This is a genomic window from Kluyvera sp. EC_51, assembly GCF_019584505.1.
GTDB classification, from domain to species: Bacteria; Pseudomonadota; Gammaproteobacteria; order Enterobacterales; family Enterobacteriaceae; genus Kluyvera; species Kluyvera sichuanensis.
Map to the genome: position 1 here is coordinate 36,178 of NZ_VDAG01000089.1, position 24,606 is coordinate 60,783.

At 54.9% G+C, this 24,606-nt stretch carries 23 protein-coding genes and 1 tRNA gene; 18 read left to right on the forward strand and 6 right to left on the reverse strand.

Annotation, left to right across the window (positions count from 1 at the left end):
* Nucleotides 1-28 precede the first annotated feature (28 nt).
* Both FHC49_RS16370 and rsmC read right to left on the reverse strand, forming a co-directional pair.
* Nucleotides 29-114 (reverse strand) — tRNA-Leu (locus FHC49_RS16370).
* Between the two features lie 225 nt (nucleotides 115-339).
* Nucleotides 340-1,371: a 16S rRNA (guanine(1207)-N(2))-methyltransferase RsmC gene (gene rsmC, locus FHC49_RS16375; protein ID WP_220440316.1), complete on the reverse strand. Its 1,032-nt coding sequence runs from the start codon at nucleotides 1,369-1,371 to the stop codon at nucleotides 340-342.
* 227 nt (nucleotides 1,372-1,598) lie between these two features.
* Here rsmC and FHC49_RS16380 point away from each other — a divergent pair, with 227 nt between their 5' ends.
* The 8 genes from FHC49_RS16380 (at nucleotide 1,599) to FHC49_RS16415 (ending at nucleotide 8,678) form a co-directional block, all read left to right on the forward strand.
* The gene (locus tag FHC49_RS16380; protein ID WP_220440317.1) at nucleotides 1,599-2,012 is read left to right on the forward strand and encodes a DNA polymerase III subunit psi; all 414 of its coding nucleotides are present in this window, start codon (nucleotides 1,599-1,601) and stop codon (nucleotides 2,010-2,012) included.
* Entirely contained in the window at nucleotides 1,981-2,427 is a 447-nt protein-coding gene (rimI, locus tag FHC49_RS16385) for a ribosomal protein S18-alanine N-acetyltransferase (protein ID WP_220440318.1), read from the forward strand. Before FHC49_RS16380 ends, rimI begins: the two co-directional genes overlap by 32 nt.
* Before the next feature lie 14 nt (nucleotides 2,428-2,441).
* A complete protein-coding gene (gene yjjG, locus FHC49_RS16390) occupies nucleotides 2,442-3,122 on the forward strand; it encodes a pyrimidine 5'-nucleotidase (RefSeq protein ID WP_220440319.1) in 681 nt (226 codons plus the stop codon).
* 93 nt (nucleotides 3,123-3,215) lie between these two features.
* Entirely contained in the window at nucleotides 3,216-4,805 is a 1,590-nt protein-coding gene (gene prfC / locus FHC49_RS16395; RefSeq protein WP_220440320.1) for a peptide chain release factor 3, read from the forward strand.
* Between the two features lie 330 nt (nucleotides 4,806-5,135).
* Nucleotides 5,136-5,297 (forward strand): DUF1328 domain-containing protein, encoded by a 162-nt coding sequence (locus FHC49_RS16400; RefSeq protein ID WP_185668247.1) that lies wholly within the window; start codon nucleotides 5,136-5,138, stop codon nucleotides 5,295-5,297.
* Between the two features lie 121 nt (nucleotides 5,298-5,418).
* Nucleotides 5,419-6,477, forward strand: a complete 1,059-nt coding sequence (locus tag FHC49_RS16405) for a patatin family protein (protein ID WP_220440321.1) — start codon at nucleotides 5,419-5,421, stop codon at nucleotides 6,475-6,477.
* The gene (locus FHC49_RS16410; protein WP_220440322.1) at nucleotides 6,474-7,253 is read left to right on the forward strand and encodes a metal-dependent hydrolase; all 780 of its coding nucleotides are present in this window, start codon (nucleotides 6,474-6,476) and stop codon (nucleotides 7,251-7,253) included. The genes FHC49_RS16405 and FHC49_RS16410 overlap by 4 nt, the downstream gene beginning before the upstream one ends.
* Before the next feature lie 147 nt (nucleotides 7,254-7,400).
* Nucleotides 7,401-8,678: a NupC/NupG family nucleoside CNT transporter gene (locus FHC49_RS16415; protein WP_185668250.1), complete on the forward strand. Its 1,278-nt coding sequence runs from the start codon at nucleotides 7,401-7,403 to the stop codon at nucleotides 8,676-8,678.
* Here FHC49_RS16415 and FHC49_RS16420 read toward each other — a convergent pair.
* Together FHC49_RS16420 and FHC49_RS16425 are read right to left on the reverse strand one after the other, a co-directional pair.
* Nucleotides 8,673-9,536 carry a YjjW family glycine radical enzyme activase gene (locus FHC49_RS16420; protein WP_220440323.1) on the reverse strand — a complete coding sequence of 288 codons (864 nt, stop codon included), beginning with the start codon at nucleotides 9,534-9,536 and terminating at the stop codon, nucleotides 8,673-8,675. The two genes, FHC49_RS16415 and FHC49_RS16420, sit on opposite strands and share 6 nt — an antisense overlap.
* Nucleotides 9,508-11,058, reverse strand: a complete 1,551-nt coding sequence (locus FHC49_RS16425; RefSeq protein WP_220440324.1) for a YjjI family glycine radical enzyme — start codon at nucleotides 11,056-11,058, stop codon at nucleotides 9,508-9,510. The genes FHC49_RS16420 and FHC49_RS16425 overlap by 29 nt, the downstream gene beginning before the upstream one ends.
* A 258-nt stretch (nucleotides 11,059-11,316) precedes the next feature.
* Here FHC49_RS16425 and deoC point away from each other — a divergent pair, with 258 nt between their 5' ends.
* The 5 genes from deoC (at nucleotide 11,317) to yjjJ (ending at nucleotide 17,179) form a co-directional block, all read left to right on the forward strand.
* Nucleotides 11,317-12,096, forward strand: a complete 780-nt coding sequence (deoC, locus tag FHC49_RS16430; RefSeq protein WP_220440325.1) for a deoxyribose-phosphate aldolase — start codon at nucleotides 11,317-11,319, stop codon at nucleotides 12,094-12,096.
* A gap of 137 nt (nucleotides 12,097-12,233) precedes the next feature.
* The gene (gene deoA / locus FHC49_RS16435) at nucleotides 12,234-13,556 is read left to right on the forward strand and encodes a thymidine phosphorylase (RefSeq protein WP_220440326.1); all 1,323 of its coding nucleotides are present in this window, start codon (nucleotides 12,234-12,236) and stop codon (nucleotides 13,554-13,556) included.
* A gap of 52 nt (nucleotides 13,557-13,608) precedes the next feature.
* Nucleotides 13,609-14,832 carry a phosphopentomutase gene (gene deoB, locus FHC49_RS16440; RefSeq protein ID WP_185668255.1) on the forward strand — a complete coding sequence of 408 codons (1,224 nt, stop codon included), beginning with the start codon at nucleotides 13,609-13,611 and terminating at the stop codon, nucleotides 14,830-14,832.
* Between the two features lie 57 nt (nucleotides 14,833-14,889).
* Entirely contained in the window at nucleotides 14,890-15,609 is a 720-nt protein-coding gene (gene deoD, locus FHC49_RS16445; protein WP_035894565.1) for a purine-nucleoside phosphorylase, read from the forward strand.
* Nucleotides 15,610-15,838: 229 nt separating this feature from the next.
* Nucleotides 15,839-17,179: a type II toxin-antitoxin system HipA family toxin YjjJ gene (gene yjjJ / locus FHC49_RS16450; protein ID WP_220440327.1), complete on the forward strand. Its 1,341-nt coding sequence runs from the start codon at nucleotides 15,839-15,841 to the stop codon at nucleotides 17,177-17,179.
* Here yjjJ and lplA read toward each other — a convergent pair.
* Nucleotides 17,176-18,192 (reverse strand): lipoate--protein ligase LplA, encoded by a 1,017-nt coding sequence (gene lplA / locus FHC49_RS16455; RefSeq protein WP_185668257.1) that lies wholly within the window; start codon nucleotides 18,190-18,192, stop codon nucleotides 17,176-17,178. The two genes, yjjJ and lplA, sit on opposite strands and share 4 nt — an antisense overlap.
* Nucleotides 18,193-18,210: 18 nt before the next feature.
* Nucleotides 18,211-18,843: a YtjB family periplasmic protein gene (locus FHC49_RS16460; protein WP_185668258.1), complete on the reverse strand. Its 633-nt coding sequence runs from the start codon at nucleotides 18,841-18,843 to the stop codon at nucleotides 18,211-18,213.
* 106 nt (nucleotides 18,844-18,949) lie between these two features.
* On the opposite strand from FHC49_RS16460, the gene serB reads away from it, so the two are divergent.
* The 5 genes from serB (at nucleotide 18,950) to FHC49_RS16485 (ending at nucleotide 24,590) form a co-directional block, all read left to right on the forward strand.
* Nucleotides 18,950-19,921 (forward strand): phosphoserine phosphatase, encoded by a 972-nt coding sequence (serB, locus tag FHC49_RS16465; RefSeq protein ID WP_185668259.1) that lies wholly within the window; start codon nucleotides 18,950-18,952, stop codon nucleotides 19,919-19,921.
* Between the two features lie 10 nt (nucleotides 19,922-19,931).
* Nucleotides 19,932-21,314, forward strand: a complete 1,383-nt coding sequence (gene radA, locus FHC49_RS16470; RefSeq protein WP_220440328.1) for a DNA repair protein RadA — start codon at nucleotides 19,932-19,934, stop codon at nucleotides 21,312-21,314.
* A gap of 118 nt (nucleotides 21,315-21,432) precedes the next feature.
* Nucleotides 21,433-22,659, forward strand: a complete 1,227-nt coding sequence (gene nadR, locus FHC49_RS16475) for a multifunctional transcriptional regulator/nicotinamide-nucleotide adenylyltransferase/ribosylnicotinamide kinase NadR (RefSeq protein WP_185668260.1) — start codon at nucleotides 21,433-21,435, stop codon at nucleotides 22,657-22,659.
* 486 nt (nucleotides 22,660-23,145) lie between these two features.
* The gene (locus tag FHC49_RS16480) at nucleotides 23,146-23,922 is read left to right on the forward strand and encodes an ABC transporter permease (protein WP_220440360.1); all 777 of its coding nucleotides are present in this window, start codon (nucleotides 23,146-23,148) and stop codon (nucleotides 23,920-23,922) included.
* The gene (locus FHC49_RS16485) at nucleotides 23,919-24,590 is read left to right on the forward strand and encodes an ABC transporter ATP-binding protein (RefSeq protein WP_185668261.1); all 672 of its coding nucleotides are present in this window, start codon (nucleotides 23,919-23,921) and stop codon (nucleotides 24,588-24,590) included. The genes FHC49_RS16480 and FHC49_RS16485 overlap by 4 nt, the downstream gene beginning before the upstream one ends.
* Nucleotides 24,591-24,606 lie beyond the last annotated feature (16 nt).

Below are 24,606 nucleotides of genomic sequence, written 5' to 3' on the forward strand. Positions count from 1 at the left end.
TCTCGTTACTTTTGTTATATCGCTTCGTTGGTGCGAGGGGGGGGACTCGAACCCCCACATCCAAAGGACACTAACACCTGAAGCTAGCGCGTCTACCAATTCCGCCACCTTCGCATACCATTGACTCTTTATGAAAGAATCATTACCACGGGGCCGAATTCTAGAGATTTTACGCTGGGCGTCAACAGTTAATTATCGAACTCGGCGCGATTGCCGAAAAAAAAGGCGTTTCTTCGGTTATGGGGAGTTTATGTAGCCCGGCCGAGCGTAGCGACGCCGGGCAATGCCACGGTGTAAGTCCCGGCGTCGCTACGCTCGGCCGGGCTACAGGCGATCTGATTAGGCTTTTTTCGCCTGACGGGTCAAAACGGTGCGGTACACTTTAAAACGGCCAGTCTGGGCGATGACTTCGTGGAAACCGAAGGTTTCATCCAGCACTGCCGGATACGGCAGGAAGGCGTTCGCCACGATGCGTAGCTCGCCGCCGCTGTTCAGATGACGAACCGCGCCGCGGATTAAGGTCTGGGCAGCGTCCAGGCTGGTCTGCATCCCATCGTGGAACGGTGGGTTGGAGATAATCATGTCAAAGCGACCGTTAATCTCAGAGAAGACGTTACTGGCAATGACTTCACCCTCAACACCGTTCGCCGCCAGCGTGGCGCGGCTGGCTTCGACCGCCGGAGCGCTCACGTCAGACAGGGTCAGACGTACCTTTGGTGAATGGCTGGCAAGGGTGGCTGCCAGTACGCCAGCGCCGCAGCCGACATCCAGCACTTTGCCTTTGGTATGCGGGGTAAGGGTAGAAAGCAGCAGCTGGCTACCGACATCCAGACCGTCGCGGCTGAATACGCCAGGCAGAGTCTTGATGGTCAGATTATCCAGCTGGTACTCGCCCCAGAAACTCTCCGCATCGAAGGTGGGCTGTTTTTCCAGACGGCCATGGTACAGGCCGCAGCGACGCGCGCTGTCGATTTTGTTCAGCGGGGCATATTCAGCCAGCATCTGCTCGGCGCTACGTACGCCGCTGCGGTTTTCACCGACGACAAAAATATCGGTACCAACCGGCAGCAGAGAAAGAATATTCATCAGCTGGAACTGGGCTTCCGCCTTGTTCTTCGGCCAGTAGTAGATCAGGGTATCGCAATCCGCGACGTCTTCTGCCTGAGCTACCAGGCTAAAGCGAACGTTGTCTTCCATCTGACGGCTCAGCACCTGCCAGTGGTGATACTGCTGGGTATGCGCGCGGCTTGCCGCGGTGTCCAGACGTGCGGGCAGGTCATCCTGCAGATCGCCGGCAAAGAAAATACGGCTCTGTTCGAAATCATCACTGTGACGCAGCAAGACTTCACTTGCCGGGGTAAAAGCAGACATGAATTATTCCTCAATAAACTTAGGCGACGATTATACACGTCATCCTTCAAGTTGCCTCTACGTTGGCTGCACTCTTTCACCCCAGTCACGTACTTATGTACGTTTCTGGGGATTCATTCGCTTGCCGCCTTGACGCAACTCGAATGATTTTGTGTATATAGTGTGTAATTGGCGCAGTTTCGATGAATTTGCTATATTTGCGCCCTTGATAGACAGGAGCGTTTCACATGACATCCCGGCGAGACTGGCAATTACAACAGTTGGGTATCACCCAGTGGGTATTACGTCGCCCTGGGGCACTGCAGGGTGAAATTGCGATTACGCTTCCGCCGCACGTCAAGCTGGTGATGGTTGCCGAGGCGTTTCCGCCCCTCACCGAGCCGCTGATTAGCGATATTCTCCGCGCGCTGTGCCTGACGCCGGACCAGGTTTTACCGCTGACGCCTGACCGGGTGGCGATGCTGCCGCAGGACAGTCGATGTCACTGCTGGCGTCTTGGCAACGATACGCCGGTGACGCTGGAAGGGGCGATGATTTCGACGCCTCCGTTTAATGAACTACAGGCTAGCGCGCAAGCTCGCGCCGCGCTGTGGCAACAAATTTGCGCCCATGAACACGATTTCTACCCTCAGCACGACTGATTTACCCCGCGCCTTTCACATTGAAACTCGCGCGCATGCGTTTCCCTGGAGTGAAAAAACCTTCTCCAGCAACCAGGGCGAGCGCTATCTGAACCTTCAGCTGTCCGTCGACGGTGAAATGGCCGCGTTTGCCATTACTCAGGTCGTGCTGGACGAAGCCACGCTGTTCAACATTGCCGTCGATCCTGCGTATCAGCGCCGTGGTCTGGGACGTGAACTGCTGGAACATCTCATTGATGCACTAGACGCGCAGGGCGTGGTGACGCTATGGCTGGAAGTGCGAGCCTCAAACCACGCGGCCATCGCGCTGTATGAAAGCTTAGGCTTCAATGAAGCGACGATCCGTCGCAACTATTACCCCACGGCGGACGGCCGTGAGGACGCCATCATTATGGCGCTGCCCCTCAGTATGTAAGACAAGGTGAAAAGATGAAGAAGTGGGACTGGATTTTCTTCGATGCCGATGAAACGCTGTTTACGTTTGACTCGTTTAGCGGCTTACAGCGGATGTTTCTCGACTATAGCGTGACCTTTACCGCGGAAGATTTCCAGGACTACCAGGCGGTCAACCAGCCGCTGTGGGTCGACTACCAGAACGGCGCGATCACCTCGCTGCAGCTTCAGCACCAACGTTTTACCAGCTGGGCGGAGCGTCTGAACGTGAAGCCAGGCGACCTGAACGATGCCTTTATGAACGCGATGGCGGAAATCTGCGCCCCGCTGCCGGGCGCGGTATCGCTGCTGAATACCCTGAAGGGCAAGGTGAAGATGGGCATCATCACCAACGGCTTTACATCGCTACAGCAAATTCGTCTGGAGCGCACCGGGCTTCGCGAACACTTTGATCTACTGATTATTTCTGAAGAAGTGGGCGTGGCAAAACCGGACCGCCGGATCTTTGACTATGCCCTGGAACAGGCCGGTCATCCGGACCGTTCCCGCGTGCTGATGGTCGGCGATACCGCCGAGTCTGATATTCGCGGTGGGATGAACGCCGAGTGGGCAACCTGCTGGCTGAACGCGCATCAGCGTCCGCTGCCGGAAGGCATTACGCCTGACTGGACGGTGACCTCATTGCCTGAACTGGAGTTACTCCTGTGTAAACAGTGATTGCCAGCCCCCCTTTGATGGGTAAAATAGCCGCAATTTTTTCGTATTCAACCTGCGCGGCGTGAAGCCGTGCTTACTCAAGAAGATTGAATTATGACGTTGTCTCCTTATTTGCAAGAGGTGGCCAAACGCCGCACTTTTGCCATTATTTCCCACCCGGATGCCGGTAAAACGACAATCACTGAAAAAGTGCTGTTATTCGGACAGGCTATTCAGACCGCCGGTACGGTAAAAGGCCGTGGCTCCAGCCAGCATGCTAAATCTGACTGGATGGAGATGGAAAAGCAGCGTGGTATCTCTATTACCACCTCCGTGATGCAGTTCCCGTACCACGACTGTCTGGTAAACCTGCTGGACACCCCGGGGCACGAAGACTTCTCCGAAGATACCTACCGTACGCTGACGGCAGTGGACTGCTGTCTGATGGTTATTGATGCCGCGAAAGGCGTTGAGGATCGTACCCGTAAGCTGATGGAAGTTACCCGTCTGCGCGATACGCCGATCCTGACCTTTATGAACAAACTCGACCGTGACATCCGCGATCCGATGGAAGTGCTGGATGAAGTTGAGCGCGAGCTGAAAATTGGCTGTGCGCCAATCACCTGGCCAATTGGCTGCGGCAAGCTGTTCAAAGGCGTTTACCATCTCTATAAAGATGAAACTTATCTGTATCAGACCGGTAAAGGCCACACCATTCAGGAAGTGCGCATCGTTAAGGGCTTAAACAACCCGGAACTGGATGCCGCTGTGGGTGACGACCTGGCTCAGCAGCTGCGCGATGAGCTTGAGCTGGTGCAGGGCGCGTCCAACGAGTTTGATAAAGAGCTGTTCCTGGCAGGCGAAATTACCCCGGTATTCTTCGGTACCGCGTTGGGTAACTTCGGCGTTGACCATATGCTGGACGGTCTGGTGGAGTGGGCGCCAGCGCCAATGCCGCGTAAAACCGACACCCGTCTGGTGGAAGCGCTGGATGAGAAATTCACCGGCTTCGTCTTCAAAATTCAGGCCAACATGGACCCGAAACACCGTGACCGCGTGGCGTTCATGCGCGTAGTGTCCGGGAAATATGAGAAAGGCATGAAGCTACGTCAGGTCCGTATCGGTAAAGACGTGGTGATTTCCGATGCGCTGACCTTTATGGCGGGCGACCGTTCTCACGTTGAAGAAGCCTATCCAGGCGACATCATCGGTCTGCACAACCACGGTACCATCCAGATTGGTGATACCTTCACCCAGGGCGAAATGATGAAGTTCACCGGCATCCCGAACTTCGCACCGGAGCTGTTCCGTCGTATTCGCCTGAAGGATCCGCTGAAGCAGAAGCAACTGTTGAAAGGGCTGGTTCAGCTGTCCGAAGAGGGGGCGGTGCAGGTGTTCCGTCCGATCGCCAACAACGATTTGATCGTCGGCGCGGTGGGCGTGCTGCAGTTTGACGTGGTGGTTGCGCGTCTGAAAAGCGAATACAACGTGGAAGCTATCTACGAATCGGTGAACGTCGCGACGGCCCGTTGGGTTGAGAGCAAAGACGTGAAGAAATTCGAAGAGTTCAAACGTAAAAACGAAGTTCAGCTGGCGCTGGATGGCGGTGATAACCTGACCTATATCGCCCCAACCATGGTGAACCTGAATCTGACTCAGGAACGTTATCCTGAAGTTGAGTTCCGCAAAACTCGCGAGCACTAAAAACCCCTTCAGGGTGCGGCATCCGCTGCACCCTGACGCTTTTCCTTCCTGATTAGCCGTTTGCGGAAAGTTCTTAATTCCTCCTCTTTTTTCGCTAGCTGTCTGTTTTTTGACCAGCGGAGCGGGCGATTTCAAAATTGTGATCTATATTTAACAAAGCTATGACATTTTCGTTGGCTTTAAATGCTGATGATGCGTATGCATTAAGCGCTTAAAGCTAACATTTGTTTTTGTCGCAATATTAATCACTAATTCAGGTCGTTGCGGCGGCGAAAGCGGTTGAAGGCTCATAGCAAGCGGTCGACATTAACTATGGTAAAGGAGAAGCTTATGTTTCGTTGGGGCATTATATTTCTGGTTATCGCGTTAATTGCCGCCGCATTAGGATTTGGTGGACTGGCAGGTACGGCAGCGTGGGCAGCAAAAGTTGTATTCGTTGTCGGGATTATTATCTTCCTGGTGAGCCTGTTTACCGGGCGTAAACGGCCCTAGAACGCCACGCGTTAACGAGCATGACACCAAAGCCAGTCCAGCGGACTGGCTTTATTAGTTTTAGCCCAGCGGAAATTAGGCTACTTTGTCAGTCTGGTGAATAAAAAACAGGTAGGCAGAGGTGGGGCAGCGTATACCCGTCACGCTTGGTAATATTGCGCCATTATCGCTGAGTCGTTTCAAACCAGGCCGCACGGCACTGGTTTGTGAAGGAGGAGGGCAGCGAGGAATTTTCACCGCTGGGGTGCTTGATGAGTTTATGCGGGCACAGTTCAACCCCTTTGATCTCTACTATGGCACCTCTGCGGGCGCGCAAAACCTTTCCGCCTATCTGTGTAACCAACCGGGCTACGGGCGCAAAGTCATCATGCGCTACACCACCCGGCGGGAGTTTTTCGACCCAGTACGTTTTGTTCGCGGTGGTAATCTTATCGACCTCGATTGGTTGGTCGGCTCTACCGCAGGGCAGATGCCGCTGGCGATGGAAAACGCCGAACGCCTGTTTGAGTCGGGAAAATCCTTTTATATCTGCGCCTGTCGAAGCGATGACTATACCCCCAGCTATTTTTCGCCCACCAGGCAGAACTGGCTCGATATTATTCGGGCGTCCAGCGCGATTCCTGGTTTCTATCGCCCCGGCGTCGCGCTGGATGGCGTCAGTTACCTGGATGGTGGCGTGAGCGATGCGATCCCGGTGCGCGAGGCGGCAAAGCAGGGGGCTAAAACGCTGGTGGTGATCCGTACCGTTCCGTCGCAGATGTATTACACGCCGCAGTGGTTTAAACGTATGGAGCGCTGGCTGGGCGAAAGTAGCCTACAGCCGCTGATGAACCTGGTGCAGCACCATGAAACGACCTACAGTGAAACCCAGCAATTTATTGAGAACCCGCCGGGTAAGCTGCGTATTATTGAAATCTACCCGCCGAAACCGTTACTGAGTATGGCGTTAGGTAGCCGCATCCCCGCACTGCGTCAGGACTACAAAACAGGGCGCTTATGCGGCCGTTACTTTCTGGCGACCATTGGTAAACTGTTGGCTTCGACTCCGCCGTTAGTACGCCACCTCAAACGAGGCCGACCGACTCCCGTGGTTCCTGTGGTGGAAGATATGCCTGATGTTGCGATGAACGATGTACCACCAATAAACGATACACTCTTTGATGATAAGGATCTGGCGTGAACGGCCGTTTTATTGATACCCATTGCCACTTCGATTTCCCTCCATTTACCGGCGACGAAGAGGCGAGTATCCAGCGTGCGGCCGCCGCGGGCGTTAGCAAGATAATCATGCCGGCCACCGAAGCCGACAATTTCCCTCGCGTATTGGCGCTGGCCGAACGGTTTTCTCAGCTGTATGCCGCCATTGGGCTGCACCCGATCGTGGTCGAGCGTCATGGCGATGAGAGCCTGGCGCAACTGGAAGCAGCACTCGCCCTGAAGCCAGAAAAATTGGTGGCGGTGGGGGAAATGGGCCTCGATCTTTACCGGGAGAACCCGCAATTTGAACGCCAGCAGTACCTGCTGGATGAACAGCTGCGGTTGGCAAAGCGTTACGATCTGCCGGTGATCCTCCATTCGCGACGCACCCACGACAAGCTGGCGCTGCACCTGAAACGACATAACCTGCCGCGAACCGGTGTGGTACACGGTTTTGCCGGTAGCCTCCAGCAGGCGGAACGCTTCGTCCAGTTGGGCTATAAAATCGGCGTGGGGGGAACGATCTCCTATCCTCGCGCCAGTAAAACCCGCGACGTGATGGCGCAGTTGCCGCTTTCATCGCTGATTCTGGAGACCGATGCGCCGGATATGCCGCTCAACGGCTATCAGGGGCAACCGAACCGCCCGGAGCGGATTGCTGATGTATTCACGCACCTCTGTTCGCTGCGAGACGAGCCTCCGGAAGAGATAGCTTCAGCGCTGCTGGTAAATACGCACGCCCTTTTTTCACTCTCCTGAAGTGACGTAGATCTCATTACTGGCTATTCATCTGTTGCTGTTGCGTAAAACCTGTGACGTTTTGCAAAAAAGATAATTACGTAGCGTTATAATCGCCGCGATTGGTATGCCGTAATTACTATATTTTTCAATACACAGGGACTCTGTATGCAAATCCTCATGGGACTTATCGGCATGGTGGTGTTGCTCGCCATTGCCTTACTTCTTTCCAGCAATCGTAAAGCGATTAACTACCGAACCGTACTGGGTGCCTGGCTTTTGCAGATAGGTATCGGTGCGCTCATCCTCTATGTACCTGCCGGGCGTAAAGTCCTGCTGGCGATGTCCGAAGGCGTGGCTAACGTGATTGCCTACGGCAACGAAGGGATCGGCTTCCTGTTCGGCGGCCTGGTCTCCGACAAGATGTTTGAAGTCTTTGGCGGTGGCGGCTTTGTGTTTGCGCTGCGCGTACTGCCGGTTATCGTCTTCTTCTCCTCACTGATTGCGGTGCTGTACTACATCGGCATCATGCAGTTCGTGATTCGTATTCTGGGCGGCGCGCTGCGTAAGGTGCTGAAAACTTCACGCACGGAATCGCTCTCTGCCACGGCAAATATCTTTGTCGGCCAGACCGAAGCGCCGCTGGTGGTTCGTCCGTATATCGCCACCATGACCCGTTCCGAACTGTTTGCCGTGATGTGCGGCGGGCTAGCCTCGGTGGCGGGTTCCGTTCTGGCAGGCTATGCACAGATGGGCGTACCGCTGGAATACCTGATTGCGGCCTCGTTTATGGCGGCGCCAGGCGGCCTGCTGTTTGCCAAAATCATCGTGCCGGAAACGGAAACGCCGCACGATTCCCCAACGCTTGAGAAAGATACCAAGAACCCGGACGCACCGGCAAACGTACTGGATGCTGCGGCATCGGGCGCGGCATCCGGTATGCAGTTGGCATTGAACGTGGGCGCGATGCTGCTGGCGTTTATCGCGCTGATTGCATTGCTGAACGGGATGCTCTCTGGTATTGGCGGTTGGTTCAACCATCCGGAGCTGTCGCTGCAACTGATCCTCGGCTGGCTGTTTGCGCCGCTGGCGTGGGTGATTGGCGTGCCGTGGGGCGAAGCGACGGTGGCGGGCTCGTTTATCGGCCAGAAGCTGGTGATCAACGAATTCGTGGCTTACATGAACTTCGGTGAATACCTGAAGGCGGATGCTGAAGTGGCTGCGGCTGGCCTGCAGGTGATCTCCAACCACACTAAAGCGATCATCTCCTTTGCTCTGTGCGGCTTCGCGAACCTCTCCTCGATCGCCATTCTGATTGGCGGCCTGGGCAGCATGGCGCCAAACCGTCGTCAGGATATTGCGCAGCTCGGTCTGAAAGCCGTTGCCGCCGGGACGCTCTCCAACCTGATGAGCGCCACCATCGCGGGCCTGTTCCTCGCCCTATAAGTACAGCGCCGGAGGGATAAGCCTCGTTATTCCTCTGGCCTGTAGCGCCTGGCTGACGGCATCAATATCTGTTGGCCCGGCGCTACCCCACGCTTTTGCCTCACCGTAAACGCCGTGTGCGTGAAAGGCGTTCAGACGCACGGGAATATCCCCCAGCCCGGCGATAAACGCGCCTAGTGGCTCCGCTTCCTCCAGATAATCACTGTGCCCCGGAATAACCAGCAGCCGTAGCTCCGTCAGCATGCCGTGCTGGGCAAGCCACTGAATGCTCTGTTTGATCCGTGCGTTGCCGCGCCCGGTCAGGGCCAGATGTCGGGCGCTATCCCAGGATTTTAAATCGACCATCACCCCGTCACACACCGCTTGCAGCTTCTGCCAACCGCTTAGCGGCAGCTCGCCGTTACTGTCGACGAGGCAGGTCAGGTGCGTCAGTGAAGGCGTAGATTTCAGCGTCTGGAAGAGGGCGATGATGAACGGTAACTGCGTGGTGGCTTCGCCGCCGCTGACGGTAATACCCTCGATAAACGGTGCGACCTGCGCTATCTGCTGAATCACTTGCTCCACGCTCATGGTTTGCGCCATCGGCGTGGCCTGCTGCGGGCACATATGCAGACAGGTATCGCACTGCTGGCAAACCTCCGCCTGCCAGCTGACTTTCCCGTCGTGCACGCTTAACGCCTGGTGCGGACACTGCGGCACGCACTCACCGCAGTCGTTGCAACGCCCCATCGTCCATGGGTTATGGCAGTTTTTGCAGCGCAGGTTGCAGCCCTGCAGAAACAGGGCCAGGCGGCTGCCGGGCCCGTCGACGCAGGAGAACGGGATAATTTTACTGACTAAAGCGCATCTGCTGTTCATGGCTCACGACACGAGGTTGACGTTCCAGGATACGCGTGTTGCGTGCGGCTTCTTCGCCCAGCCACGTGGTGTTGGTGCGGGAGCCTTCATCACGGTATTTTTGCAGGTCGGACAGGCGCACCATATAGCCCGTGACGCGCACCAGATCGTTACCGCTGACGTTGGCGCTGAACTCACGCATACCGACTTTAAACGCGCCGAGGCAGAGCTGCATGACCGCCTGCGGGTTACGTTTCACGGTTTCATCCAGGGTCAGTATATCGCTGATCCCTGCGGTGTAGTGGGCGTGATGTGGGGCGACGGTGAGCAGGTGGTTTATCGGGTCCGGCTCGTCGCCGTATGGCAGACGTGCGCCTGGTGTGGTGCCAATGTCTGAGCTGATGCCGGACTGTGCGTGGAGCAGTGCGCGCTGCTGCCAGCCGTACTGTACCGGTGCACGGGCGACGAAGGCGGCAAGCTCGGCGCTGATGCGGTAGGCCAGCTGATTCGCCTGCTCGTCTTTACCGTAGCGCCCGCTAAGCCCTTCGCGCTCGCACAGGATGTTAACCGCCTCGGCGAGCGAGTAGATGCCGAACATCGGCACAAAACGGTCCGGGTCGATCAACCCTTCACTCACCAGGAAGCTATTCTCAAAGAAGTGCGACTGCTCGTAGAGGAAGCGGCAGCGCGCATCGATGATATCGACTTGCAGCTGGCAGAAACGCGGTAACACGTTGGCAAAGAAATCATCGATCGATTCACTGCGTTGCGCCACCTGCTGGAGATTCAGACGCACCAGCGTACTGCCGCCGCCGGCAAGCGGCAGCGAGTTGTAACAGCTTACGATGCCATATTGACTATTTGTGAATATTTTATCATTTAACGGCCCGTTGGCGATGTGCGGCTTACTGCACTCGCAGATATTTTGTGCTACCTGCAGCAGCAAATCATCGGAGGTTATTTCCGGGTCGTAGATAAAGGTCAGATTTGGCGCGACCTGCTTTAACTCTGCGTCTGCCCGTAGTATTGCGCGGGTGACAGGCGTATCAAGCGGGCCAATATTGACGTGCGTGAACGCATCAGGGAGCGTGCGATCGAGATAGCGCCAGAAACGTTTTATTCGAATATCAATTTCATCTTGTGTTAGAATTCTAACATAAGGCGATAACAGCGCATCAAGATGACCGAGGTACACCGGCATCGCCGTCACGGAAGGGACGTGATGGTAGAGGATGGTCAGTAGTGAAAGGGCATCGTCCAGATCTTTGGCTCCCTCCAGCTCCAGCCATTCAGAACCGTTAGCCAGAAAGCGCGCGTAGTCCGGCAGGACGTAACGCGGCTTATACGGCGCATGCCCTTCATACATATCGCAAATGACGCCGTCGGCCAGCGCCGCTTGCGCGTCCTCAGAGAGTTCTGGATACGGCAGGGCGTTTTCGGCCTCCAGCGCCAGAAAATGACGTTTCTGTTCTGGGGTTAACACGGAGCTTGTCACAATTTGCTGGCAGTGTTGCAGCAGTGATGAATCATTCGATGTTGGCATGTTCAGTTCCTCAGACGAGCGATAGGCGGAGTGTATGAAAAACGATGAGGCTGTCCTTTGATCCCAGCGGCCGAACGGGTGCTTTAATTACCGTTTCTGATTCCAAAATTTGATGTATGTCTCGTTATTGTTATGCAATTTTGTACGAAGTTTTCACTAAGTGTGATGAAAGTCGAAGTGTGAACGCGGGGCAGTGTTACAATAGTCACAGACCCGCAAGGTAACGATTTACACGGCAGTATGCCGTCGGAGAGAAAAATGACTGATTTAAAGGCAAGCAGCCTGCGTGCGCTGCAGTTAATGGACCTCACTACCCTGAACGAAGACGATACCGACGCGAAAGTGATCGCGCTGTGTCATCAGGCGAAAACGCCGGTGGGCAACACCGCCGCTGTCTGCATCTATCCGCGTTTCATTCCGATTGCGCGTAAAACGCTGAAAGAGCAGGGAACTCCGGACATCCGCATCGCCACCGTCACCAACTTCCCGCACGGTAACGACGATATTGATATCGCGCTGGCAGAAACCCGCGCGGCTATCGCTTACGGTGCTGACGAAGTTGACGTGGTCTTCCCATACCGTGCGCTGATTGCGGGCAACGAGCAGGTTGGTTTCGACCTGGTGAAAGCCTGTAAAGACGCCTGTGCGGCAGCAAACGTGCTGCTGAAAGTGATCATCGAAACCGGTGAGCTGAAAGAAGAGCGGCTTATTCGTAAAGCGTCTGAAATCTCGATCAAAGCCGGCGCTGATTTCATCAAAACTTCTACCGGTAAAGTGCCGGTGAACGCGACGCCAGAAAGCGCGCGCATCATGATGGAAGTGATCCGCGATATGGGCGTACAGAAAACCGTGGGCTTCAAGCCAGCGGGCGGCGTTCGCAGCGCAGAAGACGCACAGCTGTTCCTGTCTATCGCTGACGAACTGTTCGGTGCGGACTGGGCTGACTCCCGTCACTACCGCTTCGGCGCTTCTTCTCTGCTGGCTAGCCTGCTGAAGGCGCTGGGCCACGGCGACGGTAAAAGCGCTAGCAGCTATTAATGCATTATCGTAGCCCGGACGAGGCGCATGCGCGCCGACTCCGGGATCTCCCCGGCGGCGCTACGCTTGGCCGGGCTACAGGAACGTAGCGCGGGCGCGAGCCCGCTGCATTTAACCTGATTAATCAGGAGGGTACCTTGTTTCTCGCTCAAGAAATTATTCGCAAAAAACGTGATGGCCACGCGCTGAGTGATGAAGAAATTCGTTTCTTTATCAACGGGATTCGTGACAATACCATCTCTGAAGGGCAGATTGCCGCGCTGGCGATGACCATTTTCTTCCATGATATGAGCATGCCGGAGCGTGTCTCGCTGACCATGGCGATGCGAGATTCAGGCACCGTTCTGGACTGGAAGAGCCTCAACCTCAACGGCCCAATTGTCGACAAACACTCTACCGGCGGCGTAGGTGACGTGACCTCGCTGATGCTTGGCCCAATGGTGGCGGCCTGCGGCGGCTATATTCCGATGATCTCCGGTCGCGGCCTCGGCCATACCGGCGGTACGCTCGACAAACTGGAAGCCATTCCAGGCTTCGACATCTTCCCGGACGACAACCGTTTCCGTGAAATTATTAAAGACGTGGGTGTGGCGATTATTGGGCAGACCAGCTCGCTCGCTCCGGCGGACAAACGTTTTTATGCCACCCGCGACATTACCGCGACGGTGGACTCCATTCCGCTGATCACTGCGTCCATTCTCGCCAAAAAGCTGGCGGAAGGCCTCGACGCGCTGGTGATGGACGTGAAAGTAGGCAGCGGCGCGTTTATGCCGACCTACGAACTCTCTGCGGCGCTGGCGGAAGCCATTGTGGGCGTTTCTAACGGCGCAGGCGTGAAAACCACGGCCCTGCTGACCGACATGAACCAGGTGCTGGCCTCCAGCGCCGGTAACGCCGTGGAAGTGCGCGAAGCGGTGCAGTTCCTGACCGGTGAATACCGCAATCCGCGTCTGTTCGACGTCACCATGGCGCTGTGCGTTGAGATGCTTATCTCTGGCAAGCTGGCCAAAGACGACGCCGAAGCGCGCGCCAAACTGCAGGCCGTGCTCGACAATGGCAAAGCGGCTGAGATCTTTGGTCGCATGGTGGCGGCACAGAAAGGCCCAACCGATTTCGTTGAAAACTACGCGAAATATCTGCCGACAGCGATGCTGAGCAAAGCCGTCTATGCTGATACCGAAGGTTTTGTCAGCGCGATGGACACCCGCGCGCTGGGCATGGCGGTGGTTTCTATGGGCGGTGGCCGTCGCCAGGCTTCTGACACCATCGATTACAGCGTTGGCTTCACCGACATGGCCCGCCTGGGCGACAGCGTTGACGGACAGCGTCCGCTGGCGGTGATCCACGCGAAAGATGAAGCAAGCTGGCAGGACGCGGCGAAGGCCGTGAAAGCGGCAATTAAACTGGACGATAAAACGCCTGAAATTACGCCAACCGTCTATCGTCGCATCACCGAATAGTTATATACTGATCTGATCGCTTTTTTGCAGCGCAAGATGTATGGAGAACAAGATGAAACGTGCATTTATTATGGTGCTGGACTCCTTTGGGATTGGTGCAACGGAAGACGCGGACCGCTTTGGCGATGTCGGCGCAGATACGATGGGCCACATTGCAGAAGCCTGTGCCAAAGGCGAAGCTGACAATGGCCGTAAGGGCCCGCTGAATTTGCCTAACCTGACTCGTCTGGGTCTGGTGAAAGCACATGAAGGTTCAACCGGCAAAATTGCTGCTGGCATGGACGGCAACGCGGAAGTAGTGGGTGCATACGCCTGGGCGCATGAGCTCTCTTCCGGTAAAGATACGCCGTCTGGTCACTGGGAAATCGCTGGTGTGCCAGTTCTGTTCGACTGGGGCTACTTCAGCGACCACGAAAACAGCTTCCCGCAGGAACTGCTGGATAAACTGGTTAAGCGTGCCAACCTGCCGGGCTACCTCGGCAACTGCCACTCTTCCGGTACCGTGATCCTCGACCAACTGGGCGAAGAGCATATGAAAACCGGCAAGCCGATTTTCTATACCTCTGCTGACTCGGTGTTCCAGATCGCCTGTCACGAAGAGACCTATGGCCTGGATAAGCTCTACGAGCTGTGTGAAATCGCCCGTGAAGAGCTGACCGAAGGCGGCTACAACATTGGCCGCGTTATCGCGCGTCCGTTTGTGGGCGACAAAGCGGGTAACTTCCAGCGTACCGGTAACCGTCACGACCTGGCCGTTGAGCCACCGGCGGCGACCGTTCTGCAGAAACTGGTTGATGAAAAACACGGTCACGTGGTTTCCGTCGGTAAGATTGCAGACATCTACGCCAACTGCGGTATCACTAAAAAAGTGAAAGCCACTGGCCTGGACGCGCTGTTCGACGCCACCATCAAAGAGATGAAGGAAGCGGGTGATGAGACTATCGTCTTCACCAACTTCGTTGACTTCGACTCTTCCTGGGGCCACCGTCGCGATATCGCAGGCTACGCTGCGGGTCTGGAACTATTCGACCGCCGTCTGCCAGAGCTGATGGAGCTGGTGGGTGAGGATGACATTCTGATCCTCACCGCTGACCATGGCTGTGACCCAAGCTGGACCGGTACTGACCACACCCGTGAGCACATTCCGGTGCTGATCTACGGCCCGAAAGTTAAACCAGGTTCGCTGGGTCACCGTGAAACCTTCGCGGATATCGGCCAGACGCTGGCGACCTACTTCGGTACGTCTCCAATGGCGTACGGTAAAAACATGCTGTGATTCTTTGGGCGGGAGGATTCCCGCCCTTCGTCTATTTGAAAAATAAAGGAAATTACGATGGCTACCCCACATATTAACGCTGAAATGGGCGATTTCGCTGATGTTGTGCTGATGCCGGGCGACCCGCTGCGTGCAAAGCACATTGCTGAGACTTTCCTCGAAGATGTGCGCGAAGTGAACAACGTTCGCGGCATGTTAGGTTTCACCGGGACTTACAAAGGCCGTAAGATCTCCGTCATGGGCCACGGCATGGGTATCCCATCCTGCTCCATCTACACCAAAGAGCTGATCACCGACTTCGGCGTGAAGAAAATCATTCGCGTGGGTTCCTGCGGCGCGGTACGTGCTGATGTGAAACTGCGTGACGTGGTTATCGGCATGGGCGCATGCACCGACTCCAAAGTGAACCGCCTGCGCTTCAAAGATCATGACTTCGCGGCGATCGCCGACTTCGGCATGGTGCGTGACGCGGTTGATGCAGCTAAAGCGCTGGGCGTTGATGCTCGCGTAGGTAACATCTTCTCCGCTGACCTGTTCTACACCCCAGATCCAACCATGTTCGACGTGATGGAAAAATACGGCATCCTGGGCGTGGAAATGGAAGCGGCGGGTATCTACGGCGTAGCTGCAGAATTCGGTGCGAAAGCGCTGACCATCTGCACCGTATCCGACCATATCCGTACCCACGAGCAGACCACTGCCGCTGAACGTCAGACGACCTTCAACGACATGATCAAAATCGCGCTGGAATCTGTTCTGCTGGGCGATAAAGCGTAAGCCGATTCCCGGCGTAGCGTTCGATATACCGTAGCCCGGACGAGGTGCGTCAGCGCCGACTCCGGGGCCGCTCGGCGCTGAATCCCAGCGCTGCGTTGGTCGACTGGGATACCTTCTTAATACTGATAATCTATTCACACTCCCATTCTTCAATTCCATTTTATGTGTACAATTCAAGCAAATATGCTATTAAATGTATCCATATATCTATTCATAAATCTATTCACTCATGAGCGCATTAACCGATTTGCTTCTGCAAGGGCCACGTTCCGCCCCTGAACTGAGACAGGTACTGGCGATAAGCCAGGCGACCTTCTCGCGACTTGTGTCAGCTCATGATGAGGTGCTGCAGTTTGGTAAGGCGCGCGCCACTCGCTATGCCCTCATTAAACCGATTCGCGGTGTATCAACGTTTCCGCTTTGGCAGGTGGATGAGCAGGGGAACGCTCGCCAATTTGGCGTGTTGTATCCATGCTGGCCGCAGGGCAGTTGTCTGGTTGCATTGTCGTCAGGGGAATGGCAGTGGTTTGATGGCCTTCCGTGGTATTTGACCGACCTTCGGCCTCAGGGATTTTTAGGGCGAGCCTGGGGGAGGGCGGTTGCTACTCAGACTCATTTGCCAGACGATATCCGCTTATGGCAGGAAGATGAAGTGCTATACGGACTGCGTGTGTATGCGGGTGAAAATGCAGGTGGATGGCTTATTGGTGAAGAGAACTATCAACGATGGCTTATCGCGCCAGAGCGAGTTGCCGTCGCACAATGTGATAAAACCAGCGACTACGCCAGGCTCGCAGAAGAAGCCATCGCGGGCGATATTGTTGGGTCCTCTGCAGGAGGGGAGCAGCCTAAATTTGGCTGTTATGTGCAAACAGCGCAAGGCAATCAAAACGTATTGGTCAAATTTAGTGCCCGAGAACAGAATACGGTTTCCGAGCGCTGGGGTGACCTGCTGATTGCTGAGTCTATTGCGTTATCGGTATTGTCCGCTACGGACATTGATGCGAGCCATGCCACGGCGATCTGCTGCAGTGATACGGGGCAGGTGTTTCTCGAAAGTCTCCGTTTTGATTGTGTGGGCGTTCACGGCAGACGGCAAATCGTCTCTCTGGAAGCCCTACAAAGTGAATTCGTTTCCTCTCCGGGGGCCTGGCCTACCGTAACAAGCCAACTTTCCGCAAAGGGCATTATTGCTGAATATTCCCATCAGCAAACCGCGAAAATCTGGGCATTTGGGCGCTTAATTGCCAACAGTGATATGCACGCAGGTAATCTCTCGTTCTATTTATCTGCCACGCCAATGGTTATTGCCCCGGTGTATGACATGCTGCCAATGTCGTTTGCCCCGTCTAGTTCTGGCGCGATGCGTAGTGAGGCTGTCGATATTAAAGTGGATCCTACCGTCAGCAAAGCTGCATGGGAGTTTGCTTTACCGCTTGCGGAACAGTTCTGGCTGCGGGTTCAGGACGACCCGCGCATTAGCGCGGGTTTCCATGATATTGCTCGTGCTATGCTGGAAAAATTAACGTCAGCCGCCGTGATTATCGGGCGGCTCGCCTGGCGGTGTTAGCGCACCGCTCCCGCCAGCCAGCCCGATAGCTCTCGCAGTTCATTACGCTGCTCCGGGAACGCTTCTCTCAGCCCTTCGCAGGCTTGCTGCAGCACGTCAGCACGATACTGACAGCCCTGTAAGCGCGCGGCCAGCGCCTCCAGCGGCGCGGGGTTCAGACTGTCGGTAAACACCTGCGCGCGGGTGATAACGCCTTTCTCCACGTCGAAGTGCAGCTCTACGCCGCCCCAGGTGAAGCGCTCGTCCAGCAGATGACTGAACGCTGGGGCCTGGCCGAAATTCCACTCCCAGCTGCTTTGACGGGCAAACGTCTCGGCAAAATTTGGCAGGTCCGGTGCTTTATCCGGGGAGATTATTTCGGCTTCGACTCGCTCGCCGTAGTGGCGGAAAAACGCCTCAGTGACGGCTTCGCAGATTTGTTCATGGGTGATATCGGGCAGCAGCTCAACCAAATTCGCCACGCGCCCTCGCACCGAAGTAATACCCTTAGCCTGAAGCTTTTTCTTATCAGGGTTCAGGTAGTTAGCCAGACGGCTAAGATCGGCATTGAGCAGCAGCGTGCCGTGGTGGAAGCCACGGTCGATGGTCTCCCGGTAGGCGGAGCCGGAGACTTTACGGTCGCCTTCTTCGGTTTTCACGATCAGGTCGTTACGCCCGGAGGCTTCCGCCGTAATACCCAGCGAATTTAGCGCCTCGAGCACGATGGCCGTAGAGATGGTTTTATCGTACTCCGGCTTGCCAGCCATAAAGGTAAAGCAGGTGTTGCCGAGGTCGTGGAACACCGCGCCGCCGCCGCTGCTGCGGCGAGCCAGACGGACGTTGTCCTCTTCCATACGCCGGGTGTTGCACTCTTTCCACGGATTCTGCGCACGGCCAATGACGACCGTATCGGCGTTACGCCACAGGAACAGCACCCGCTGCGTGGCGGGCATCTGGCGAAAAATACACTCCTCCACGGCGAGGTTAAACCACGGGTCGTGGGAGTCTGAAAGCAGCAGGCGCAGCGTTGACATAGCGATTTCCTTTTCTGATTAATCTTTATCTTCGTCCTGCACTGGCTTGTTGGCAGTGAGCAGGAACGGCGACTGTTGCCAGCGGGTGCGTTTGCCGCGCAGCAGCGTGCGGGCGAGCACTACGCCGATAGCCAGCGACAGCAGCAGCATCAGACGAAGAATGTTGGTGGTGTTATCCACCTGACGGGATTCGGTGGCGATGGTGTGGGTATCCAGCGTCAGACGCAGGTAACCGAGGGGGCCGTTTTTCCCCTGAATAGGCTCAACGATTTGCTGATTAAAATAGCTGCCCGCTTTTTTGCCGTCCAGCGCCAGACGGTCGCGGAGATCGACCTGTTCCCCGGCGCGGGCGATCAGGTCACCCTGCTCATCATAGACCCCAGCGTCCAGAATACGGCTTTTGTCGGTTAGCTGTTTCAACAACTGACCGATCTTTTTCTCGTCCGGCGTTTCGCTTTTCATCAGCGGCGCGAGGTTCAGCGAGACCTGAAATGCCAGGGTTCTGGCCAGTTCTTCCAGCTGCGGATTTCGTTGTTTCTGGCTTTGTTGACTGAACCAGGAAGCGCCCTGCATCAATGCCACCAACAGAGCGAGACAGATCAGGACAATCGCGGTGCGATGCAGTCGAAATTTCAGTTTTGCGCGAACCATATTCCACCTTTGAAAATTTACAGCTTAATGTTGCCAGAAGCGCTGGTTACAAGGTAGCCTCATGCGTTATTTTCCTGGGCTTAATATAGTGAAGATTGGAGCTGTAATGCCAAACAGTTTGACCTGGTGCGATCTGTCAGAAGATGTCTCCCTGTGGCCTGGATTGCCGCTTTCCCTGAGTGGCGATGAAGTGATGCCGCTGGATTACCACGCCGGTCGCAGCGGTTGGCTGCTGTACGGCCGCGGGTTGAATAAAGCGAGCCTCACCACCTATCAGCGCAAGCTGGGGGCGGCGATGGTGATTGTCGCGGCCTGGTGCGTGGAAGACTATCAGGTTATTCGCCTGGCGGGGTCATTAACGCCACGCGCTACGCGCCTGGCGCACGATGCGGGTCTGGACGTTGCCCCGCTGGGTAAAATCCCGCATTTACGCACACCGGGTCTGCTGGTGATGGATATGGACTCCACGGCGATCCAGATTGAGTGCATCGACGAAATCGCCAAACTGGCCGGCACCGGTGAACTGGTGTCGGAAGTGACCGAACGCGCGATGCGCGGCGAGCTCGATTTCAGCGCCAGCCTGCGTCAGCGCGTCGCCACGCTGAAAGATGCCGATGCCGATATTCTGCGTCAGGTACGCGAAACGCTGCCGTTGATGCCGGGGCTGACTCAGCTGGTGCTCAAGCTTGAAACGCTGGGCTGGAAGGTGGCGATTGCCTCCGGCGGCTTTACCTTCTTCGCCGATCACCTGCGCGATAAGCTGCGTTTAACCGCTGCGGTTGCCAACGAACTGGGTATTCGCGACGGCAAGCTGACCGGCGAAGTGGTTGGTGACATCGTCGATGCGCAGTATAAAGCGAAAACCCTGCTGCAACTGGCTGAGAAACATGAAATTCCGCACGCCCAGACGGTGGCGATTGGCGACGGTGCTAACGACCTGCCGATGATCAAAAAAGCCGGGCTGGGGATTGCGTATCATGCCAAACCAAAAGTGAACGAACAGACGGAAGTCACTATCCGTCATGCCGATTTGATGGGGGTGTTCTGCATTCTCTCCGGCAGCATGAATCAGAAATAAAGAGGTTAACGTGGCGAAAGCTCCTAAACGCGCATTTGTGTGTAATGAGTGCGGTGCGGATTACCCGCGCTGGCAGGGGCAATGTAGCGCCTGCCATGCCTGGAATACCATCACCGAAGTGCGCGTTGCGGCTTCCCCTACGGTCGCACGTAACGAGCGCCTGAGCGGCTATGCGGGCAATGCTGGTGTCGCGAAGGTGCAAAAACTGTCGGATATCAGCCTGGAAGAGCTGCCGCGTTTTTCCACCGGCTTTAAAGAGTTTAACCGCGTACTGGGCGGCGGCGTGGTGCCCGGCAGCGCCATCCTGATTGGTGGTAACCCTGGGGCGGGGAAATCAACCTTGCTGCTGCAAACGCTGTGCAAGCTGGCGGAGCAGATGAAAACCTTGTACGTCACGGGGGAAGAGTCGTTACAGCAGGTTGCCATGCGCGCGCATCGTCTCGGCTTGCCAACCGCCAACCTGAATATGCTCTCCGAAACCAGCATCGAGCAGATTTGCCAGATAGCGGAAGAAGAGCAGCCGAAGCTGATGGTTATCGACTCCATCCAGGTAATGCACATGGCGGATATTCAGTCCTCACCAGGCAGCGTGGCGCAGGTGCGTGAAACCGCGGCCTATCTGACTCGCTTTGCGAAAACACGCGGTGTGGCGATTGTGATGGTCGGCCACGTGACCAAAGATGGCTCGCTGGCGGGGCCAAAGGTTCTTGAGCACTGTATCGACTGCTCGGTACTGCTCGACGGCGATGCCGACTCGCGCTTCCGTACGCTGCGCAGCCATAAAAACCGTTTCGGTGCGGTGAACGAACTGGGCGTATTCGCGATGACTGAACAGGGCCTGCGCGAAGTCAGTAACCCTTCTGCCATCTTTCTGAGCCGCGGTGATGAAGTCACCTCCGGCAGTTCGGTGATGGTGGTATGGGAAGGCACGCGTCCGCTGCTGGTAGAGATTCAGGCGCTGGTGGATCACTCTATGATGGGCAACCCACGTCGCGTAGCCGTTGGCCTTGAGCAGAACCGCTTAGCGATTCTGCTGGCGGTGCTGCACCGTCACGGCGGTCTGCAGATGGCGGATCAGGATGTGTTTGTAAACGTCGTGGGTGGTGTGAAGGTTACCGAAACCAGCGCTGACTTAGCCCTGCTGATGGCGATGGTTTCTAGCCTGCGCGACAGGCCGCTGCCGCAGGATCTGGTGGTCTTTGGTGAAGTGGGGCTGGCCGGGGAAATTCGTCCTGTACCTAGCGGACAGGAGCGTATTTCAGAAGCCGCTAAGCATGGTTTCCGCCGCGCTATCGTGCCGGCGGCAAACGTGCCAAAGAAAATTCCGGAAGGCATGAAGGTCTTTGGCGTGAAGAAGCTCGCCGACGCGCTGGACGTCTTTGACGAACTATAATGTTCAATCCTGGCGGCATATTGCGTCGCCGGTCTCTTTCCCCGGATAGTACCGTGAGTACATCCGGGTTTTTTGTATAATGGGTAGATGGTTTACCCCAATTCAGCAGGAGGCTCTTGTGTCGTCGTTCGACTATCTCAAAACCGCAATTCGTCAGAAAGGCTGTACGTTGCAGCAGGTCGCAGACGCCAGCGGCATGACCAAGGGCTATTTAAGCCAGCTTCTCAACGCCAAAATTAAGAGCCCCAGTGCGCAAAAGCTCGAAGCGTTACACCGCTTTCTCGGGCTCGAATTTCCGCGCCAGCAGAAAAATATCGGCGTGGTGTTCGGTAAGTTTTACCCGCTGCATACCGGCCATATTTATTTGATCCAGCGCGCCTGTAGCCAGGTTGACGAGCTGCACATCATCATGGGTTATGACGACACGCGCGACCGCGCGCTGTTTGAAGATAGCGCTATGTCGCAGCAGCCTACCGTACCGGACCGCCTGCGCTGGCTACTGCAAACCTTTAAATACCAGAAGAACATCCGCATTCACGCCTTTAATGAAGAGGGCATGGAGCCGTACCCGCACGGTTGGGATGTATGGAGTGCGGGCATAAAGACTTTTATGGAAGAGAAGGGCATCGAACCCAACTGGATTTACTCCTCTGAAGAGGCCGATGCGCCGCAGTACCTCGAGCATCTTGGGATTGAAACGGTGCTGATTGACCCGAAACGGACTTTCATGAGCATCAGTGGGGCGCAGATTCGTGAGAATCCGTTCCGCTACTGGGATTACATCCCAACCGAAGTGAAGCCGTTCTTCGTACGTACGGTGGCAATTCTCGGCGGTGAGTCCAGCGGAAAGTCGACGCTGGTGAACAAGCTGGCGAACATCTTCAACACCACCAGTGCCTGGGAATATGGGCGAGACTACGTCTTCTCGCATCTGGGCGGCGACGAGATGGCGCTACAGTATTCCGACTACGACAAAATCGCCCTGGGGCACGCTCAGTACATCGACTTTGCGGTGAAGTACGCCAACAAGGTCGCGTTTATCGACACCGATTTTGTCAGCACCCAGGCATTCTGTAAGAAGTATGAAGGCCGTGAACATCCGTTCGTGCAGGCGCTGATCGATGAATATCGCTTTGACCTGGTTATCCTGCTGGAAAACAACACGCCGTGGGTTGCCGATGGTTTGCGCAGCCTTGGCAGTTCGGTTGACCGCAAAGAATTCCAGACCTTGCTGGTCTCGATGCTCGAAAAGAACAACATCGAATTTGTGCATGTAGAAGAGTCGGACTATGACTCTCGGTTCCTGCGCTGTGTGGAACTGGTGAAAGGATTGATGGGCGATTAACCTTTCGGCACGGTGTCATCGTGGTACCGTGCCGATTTTCATATTCACTGTTAATATTTTATCGTGGATATTATTAAGCTAGAAATATAATAAGTGGCTTCATTTTTATTTTAGCGTTGTTATTATTGAATAATGACTTTATAAATTCGTATTTCCCATCACCATCTATTTCTTAACAACCTCTTGATTTATAGATAAAATATTTTATTTAATGTGAGCTTAATGATAATTTAAGTTTAATTAAATAAGATACTACTGGTCATGATGACAATTAAAAGATAAATTCCACTCTCCAATTTATTTCATTGGGATACATCAAGGGAATGATGTAGTTGTATTTATTTATGGTTTTTATAATTCACTTTAATTAGTGTTTCACCCTCTATTATTCACTCCCTGAAGATGTTCATCCCCTGTGATTTTTTGCTTATCGCTATGGTCGCATAAGGCCAGGGCGGTAGCATGCCTGAATGGAAGCAACATCTTATGGCCAGAAGCGGTATCGATGTCCAGCGTGCAGCGGTTTGCGCGCTATTTCTACGTGAGATCAAAACGCGTTTCGGCAAGTACCGGCTAGGCTACTGCTGGGCCATTCTTGAGCCTGCCGCGCATATGCTGGTTATGCTTGCGGTGTTTGGTTTTGTTATGCACCGCACGATGCCAGATATTTCATTTCCCGTTTTTTTGATAAACGGCATTATCCCCTATTTCCTTTTTAGCCATATTGCCACCCGCTCTATCAGCGCAATCGATGCGAACCAGGGGTTATTTAATTATCGGCCGGTAAAGCCGATCGACACGATCCTGGCAAGGGCATTGCTCGAAAGCCTTATCTACAGCTGCGTCTATATTGTCCTGATGTGCGTGGTCGGAATTGCCGGTGAGGTGTTTAGCGTCACGCAACTCATTACCTTAGTAGTGACGTGGTTGCTATTGATTCTCTTTTCCTGTGGGCTAGGAATGGTGTTTATGGTGGTAGGGAAGACGTTTCCTGAAATGGAGAAGTTTCTGCCTATCCTGATAAAGCCGCTCTATTTCGTCTCCTGCATCATGTTCCCGCTGCACGCCGTACCGCGTGACTATTGGCCCTATCTTCTCTGGAACCCTATCGTGCATATCGTTGAACTGAGCCGCGAATGCGTGGTGGCGGGCTATGAAAGCCAGGGGGTGAGTCTGCCTTATCTGGCCTTTTGTACCCTACTCATGCTGTTTGTCGGGCTTGCGCTGTATCGCCTGTGCGAAGAGGCAATGTTAACATCATGATCCGCATCGAGAATCTCACCAAATCCTATCGTACGCCCCAGGGGCGGCACTATGTCTTTAAAAATCTCAATATTGAACTGCCGAGTGGAAAAAGCGTGGCGCTTATTGGCCGCAATGGCGCTGGGAAATCGACGTTACTGCGTATGATTGGCGGTATAGACCGACCAGATAGCGGCAGGATCGTCACCAACAGTACCATCTCGTGGCCCGTGGGCCTTTCCGGCGGCTTCCAGGGAAGCCTGACTGGACGTGAAAACGTGAAGTTTGTCGCCCGACTGTATGCACAAAAAGGTGAACTGAAAGAGAAGGTCGCATTTGTCGAAGCGTTTGCCGAACTGGGGAAATACTTCGATATGCCGATTAGAACCTACTCGTCAGGGATGCGCTCGCGATTGGGTTTTGGTTTAAGTATGGCGTTTAAGTTTGATTATTATTTGGTTGATGAGGTTACCGCAGTGGGTGATGCCAGATTTAAGCAGAAGTGCGCGGATATGTTCAATGCGCGGCATAAAGAGTCGAGTTTTTTAATGGTATCGCATAGTTTGAATAGTTTGAAAGAGTATTGTGATGCGGCAATTTTTGTTGGTCGTGATAATGAGATTGAATATTGCAATAGCATCGATGATGTTATTAACCGATATAGAGATGACGAGGGTTTATCAGCATAGCAGAAAATATTCAGAT

Bases quoted from the DNA above. Each gene is read 5' to 3' on its own strand.
- deoD (WP_035894565.1), top strand. From the start codon at position 14,890: ATGGCTACCCCACATATTAACGCTGAAATGGGCGATTTCGCTGATGTT.
- FHC49_RS16485 (WP_185668261.1), top strand. From the start codon at position 23,919: ATGATCCGCATCGAGAATCTCACCAAATCCTATCGTACGCCCCAGGGG.
- rsmC (WP_220440316.1), bottom strand. From the start codon at position 1,371: ATGTCTGCTTTTACCCCGGCAAGTGAAGTCTTGCTGCGTCACAGTGAT.
- FHC49_RS16420 (WP_220440323.1), bottom strand. From the start codon at position 9,536: ATGAACAGCAGATGCGCTTTAGTCAGTAAAATTATCCCGTTCTCCTGC.
- FHC49_RS16415 (WP_185668250.1), top strand. From the start codon at position 7,401: ATGCAAATCCTCATGGGACTTATCGGCATGGTGGTGTTGCTCGCCATT.
- deoB (WP_185668255.1), top strand. From the start codon at position 13,609: ATGAAACGTGCATTTATTATGGTGCTGGACTCCTTTGGGATTGGTGCA.
- deoC (WP_220440325.1), top strand. From the start codon at position 11,317: ATGACTGATTTAAAGGCAAGCAGCCTGCGTGCGCTGCAGTTAATGGAC.
- prfC (WP_220440320.1), top strand. From the start codon at position 3,216: ATGACGTTGTCTCCTTATTTGCAAGAGGTGGCCAAACGCCGCACTTTT.
- serB (WP_185668259.1), top strand. From the start codon at position 18,950: ATGCCAAACAGTTTGACCTGGTGCGATCTGTCAGAAGATGTCTCCCTG.
- FHC49_RS16380 (WP_220440317.1), top strand. From the start codon at position 1,599: ATGACATCCCGGCGAGACTGGCAATTACAACAGTTGGGTATCACCCAG.
- lplA (WP_185668257.1), bottom strand. From the start codon at position 18,192: ATGTCAACGCTGCGCCTGCTGCTTTCAGACTCCCACGACCCGTGGTTT.
- FHC49_RS16400 (WP_185668247.1), top strand. From the start codon at position 5,136: ATGTTTCGTTGGGGCATTATATTTCTGGTTATCGCGTTAATTGCCGCC.
- yjjJ (WP_220440327.1), top strand. From the start codon at position 15,839: ATGAGCGCATTAACCGATTTGCTTCTGCAAGGGCCACGTTCCGCCCCT.
- FHC49_RS16425 (WP_220440324.1), bottom strand. From the start codon at position 11,058: ATGCCAACATCGAATGATTCATCACTGCTGCAACACTGCCAGCAAATT.
- FHC49_RS16460 (WP_185668258.1), bottom strand. From the start codon at position 18,843: ATGGTTCGCGCAAAACTGAAATTTCGACTGCATCGCACCGCGATTGTC.
- rimI (WP_220440318.1), top strand. From the start codon at position 1,981: ATGAACACGATTTCTACCCTCAGCACGACTGATTTACCCCGCGCCTTT.
- FHC49_RS16480 (WP_220440360.1), top strand. From the start codon at position 23,146: ATGGCCAGAAGCGGTATCGATGTCCAGCGTGCAGCGGTTTGCGCGCTA.
- yjjG (WP_220440319.1), top strand. From the start codon at position 2,442: ATGAAGAAGTGGGACTGGATTTTCTTCGATGCCGATGAAACGCTGTTT.